We start from the raw sequence: 3,949 nt of genomic DNA, 5'->3' as shown, positions 1-3,949 counted from the left end.
GGCCCAGGCCGTGGACGCCGCCAAGGGCCAACGGCCGGACGAGCTGGCGGTCTATGACGCCCAGCGCGCCGCCGCCCTGGCCGCCCTGGCCCAGGCGCGGGCCGACTATCATCGGGTCGCGCCCTTGGCGGCCAAGGGGTTCTACGCGCCCGCCCGTCTCGACCAGGTCAGGGCCGCCATGCTGACGGCGGAGGCCAATGTCCGCACCGTCGAGCGGCAGCGCCGGGTCGGAACCCTGGGCGGGCGGCCGGACGCGATCCGCGCCGCCGAAAGTCAGGCGGCCGCCGCCCGCGATCAGCTGGCGCTCGCTCAGGACCGTCTGGACCAGATCAGTCCCAAGGCCCCGGCCGCCGCCCGGGTTCAGGACGTCTTCTACCAGCCCGGCGAATGGGTGGCGGCCAATCAGCCGGTGGTGGCCCTGCTGGCCGACGATCGCGTGCGGCTGCGCTTCTACGTGCCCCAGGCCGAGGTCGCGCTCTATCGGCCGGGGACGCGGATCGCCTTCGCCTGCGACGGCTGCAAGGACGGGCTCGAAGCCCGGATCAATTTCGTCAGCCCCCGGGCCGAGTTCACCCCGCCGGTGATCTACAGCCGCGACGCCCGCGATCGGCTGGTGTTCCTGGTCGAGGCCCTGCCGGACCATCCGGCCGACCTGCCGCCCGGCCTGCCGATCGACGTGGTTCCGCTGAAGGGCCCAAAGAAGGACTCAGGCCAGTGAACGCGGCCGCCGCCCAGCTCGCGGACCCGCCGGCGGGCGAGCTGGCCGTCGACGTGCGCGGCCTGAACAAGTCTTACGGCGACAAGCCTGTGGTCCAGGACCTGACCATCCAGGTCGGGGCCGGCAAGATCACCGGCTTCCTCGGCCCCAACGGCTCGGGCAAGACCACCACCCTGCGCATGCTGTGCGGCCTGCTGACCCCCGACGCCGGCGAGGGCGCGGTGTTGGGCCTGGACTTCCGGCGTCACGCCGAAGAGATCAAGCGCCAGACCGGCTACATGACCCAGAAGTTCTCGCTCTACGAGGACCTGTCGATCCGCGAGAACCTGGACTTCACCGCCCGCATCTACGGCCTGGATCAGCGGCGCGGGCGGGTGGACGCGGCCCTGGAGCGCCTGGGGCTGGCGGGGCGCCAGAAACAGCTGGCCGGCAGCCTGTCGGGCGGCTGGAAGCAGCGCCTGGCCCTGGCGTCCTGCGTGCTGCACGAGCCGCGCCTGCTGCTGCTGGACGAACCCACGGCGGGCGTGGACCCCCAAGCCAGAAGAGAGTTCTGGGACGAGATCCACGCCCTGTCGGCCGAGGGCCTCACCGTGATGGTCTCGACCCACTACATGGACGAGGCCGAGCGCTGCCACGACATCGCCTACATCGCCTATGGCAAGCTGATGGCGCGCGGGACCCTGGAGGCGGTGATCGGCGAGTCGGGCCTGACCACCTTCCGCGCCGAGGGGCCAGGGGCCGACCGTCTGGGGCGCGACCTGTCCAAGGCGCCGGGCGTGGCCATGGCCGCGCCGTTCGGCGCCGCCCTGCACGTCAGCGGCCAGGACCGCGCGGCGCTGGAGGCCGCCATCGCCCCCTACCGCAAGCCGCCGCTGGTCTGGACCGAGGTCTCGCCGACCCTGGAGGACGTGTTCATCCAGCTGATGGCCTCGTCGCGGGACAATTTTCAATGAGCCGCGCATCCGATCACGCCGATCACGCCGATCACGGACTTTCGCTGAACCGCATCATGGCGGTGCTGACCAAGGAGTTCATCCAGCTCACCCGCGACCGGCTGACCTATGCGATGATCCTGGTCATGCCGATCGTCCAGCTGATGCTGTTCGGCTACGCCATCAACAACGATCCGCGCGACCTGCCCACGGCGGTGCTGGTGCAGGATCACGGGCCGATGGCGCGCTCGGCCCTGTCGGCCCTGGCGCACAACGGCTATTTCAAGATCGTCGCCGAGGCGGCCTCGCCCGAGGCGCTGGACCAGGCGATCGCCCGGGGCGAGGTGCAGTTCGCCCTGACCATCCCCGCCGACTTCACCCGCCGTGTGGTGCGCGGCGACAACGCGCAGATCCTGGTCGAGGTCGACGCCTCCGATCCCGGCGCCACAGGCGCGGCCGTCGCCGCCCTGGCCAATCTTCCGCGTACGGCGCTTTCCCGCGACCTGGCCCGTGGCCAGTTGGGCGCCGTCGCGCCATCTTCCGGTCAAGGGGCCGACAAGGCGCCGTTCGAGGTGGTGGTTCACCGCCGCTACAATCCCGAGGCCATCACCGCCTACAACATCGTGCCCGGCCTGCTGGGCGTGGTGCTGTCGATGACCCTGGTGATGATGACCTCGCTGGGCATGACCCGCGAATATGAGCGCGGCACGATGGAGAGCCTGCTGGCCACTCCGGCCAGGCCGATCGAGGTGATGATCGGCAAGCTGTCGCCCTATGTGGTGGTCGGCCTGATCCAGACCGTGGTCATCCTGGTCCTGGCGCGCGTGCTGTTTTCGGTGCCGATGGGCTCGGGCGGTCTGGGGGGCTGGTGCGCCCTGGCCGTGGGCGTGGTGCTGTTCATCCTCGGATCGCTGTCGCTGGGGTTCCTGATCTCGACCGTGGCCCGCAACCAGCTGCAGGCCGTGCAGATGTCGTTCTTCTACATGCTGCCGTCGATCCTGCTGTCGGGCTTCATGTTCCCGTTCAGAGGCATGCCGGCCTGGGCCCAGGCCCTGGGCGGGGTGATTCCCGTGACCCACTTTCTGCGGGTTGTGCGCGGCTCATTACTTAAAGGACTGGGTCTTGAGGACCTGTGGACCAGTCTTGTCGCTTTGGCGATATTTGTCGTGGCGATCACCGTCGCCGCCATGTCGCGGTACCGACGGACCCTGGACTGATGTCGCCGGCGCCCGTCGCCTGCGGGTGGGGCGTTCCTGCACAGCTGCGGCTTTTTTATGCGCTCACGGATCGCAAAACATGCGCAAGGCCTTGCGCTGCGCGGATTCGCGTGCGAACCGGTACCATACCGGCGCTTTTCCGGGATAGTCAGCTGATACGCTCGCAGGTGATTCCGCGGGGGCGGTCATGCGTTCGTGGCGTCTTCTTCAAGAAGACGCTCGAAACCTGACGGGTGTTGCTCAGCTGACACTTTCGCGGATCGCGCGCCTTGGTATAACGACGCTCGGTCGGTCTCGGCCGGTGCAGGGCAATAGAGGGCTCTTGATATGAAACTCAAACTCCTGGCGGGAGTGGCTCTGGCCGCGGTCTTCGCCGCTGGCGCGGCTTCGGCCCAAGATACCGGCTGGTACGGCGCGGTCGACCTTGGCTATCACTGGCCGGAAGGCATCTCGACCGAGTCGTCGGGCAATGCACCGGACGGCGCGACCTATCACTGGACCTGGGGAACCGATGACGACTGGGCCGGCTTCGTCCGTCTCGGCTATCAGTTCACCCCGAACTGGCGCGCGGAACTCGAAGGCGGCTACCGCCCCGGCGATCTGGCGGGTGTTCGCGGCAACCCGGTGCGCGACCGTCAGCCCGTTGGGCTCTGCACCCCCGGCGTGACCCGTAACGCCGCCGCTCAGACCTGCGGCGGTCCGAGCGGTTCGATCGATACCTGGTCGCTGTTCGCCAACCTGCTGTACGATTTTGCTCCGGACGCCTGGATCAACCCGTACCTCGGCGCCGGCATCGGGGCTACGCGTCTCGACATCACCGCCCTGGGCCAGTTCTCGAACGCCTACACCGGCGCCGGGCAAAACCTGACGGTCGATGACGACGACATGTCGATGGCCTACCAAGTGCTGGCCGGCGCCGCCATCAAGGCGACCGACAAGCTGAAGGTCGACGTCACCTATCGCTATCTGTTCGGTGCTGAGCATCAGTGGAACTCCACCGGTAGCGGCAGCCTGCAGCCGGGCTACTTCAAGGGCGACTACAAGGACCAATCGCTGACCGTCGGTCTGCGCTATTCCTTCGC

General features: G+C 68.4%; 4 protein-coding genes. All 4 read left to right on the top strand.

The window, feature by feature from the left end:
* Window positions 1-718: HlyD family secretion protein (locus tag WAL33_RS10810; protein ID WP_422181248.1), on the top strand; the 718-nt coding region annotated here is incomplete at its 5' end.
* Window positions 715-1,671, top strand: coding sequence for an ABC transporter ATP-binding protein (locus WAL33_RS10805; protein ID WP_422181246.1), 957 nt, complete (start codon window positions 715-717; stop codon window positions 1,669-1,671). The genes WAL33_RS10810 and WAL33_RS10805, both read left to right, overlap by 4 nt.
* Entirely contained in the window at window positions 1,668-2,867 is a 1,200-nt protein-coding gene (locus WAL33_RS10800; protein WP_422181244.1) for an ABC transporter permease, read from the top strand. The genes WAL33_RS10805 and WAL33_RS10800 overlap by 4 nt, the downstream gene beginning before the upstream one ends.
* 327 nt (window positions 2,868-3,194) lie before the next feature.
* A partial coding sequence (locus WAL33_RS10795) for an outer membrane protein (RefSeq protein WP_422181242.1) occupies window positions 3,195-3,949 on the top strand: 755 nt, incomplete at its 3' end.

Origin of the sequence: Caulobacter sp., assembly GCF_049283275.1 — a bacterium.
Classification (GTDB): domain Bacteria; phylum Pseudomonadota; class Alphaproteobacteria; order Caulobacterales; family Caulobacteraceae; genus Caulobacter.
Note: the sequence above shows the minus strand (reverse complement) of the source record. Positions and strands in the feature narration are given on the sequence as shown.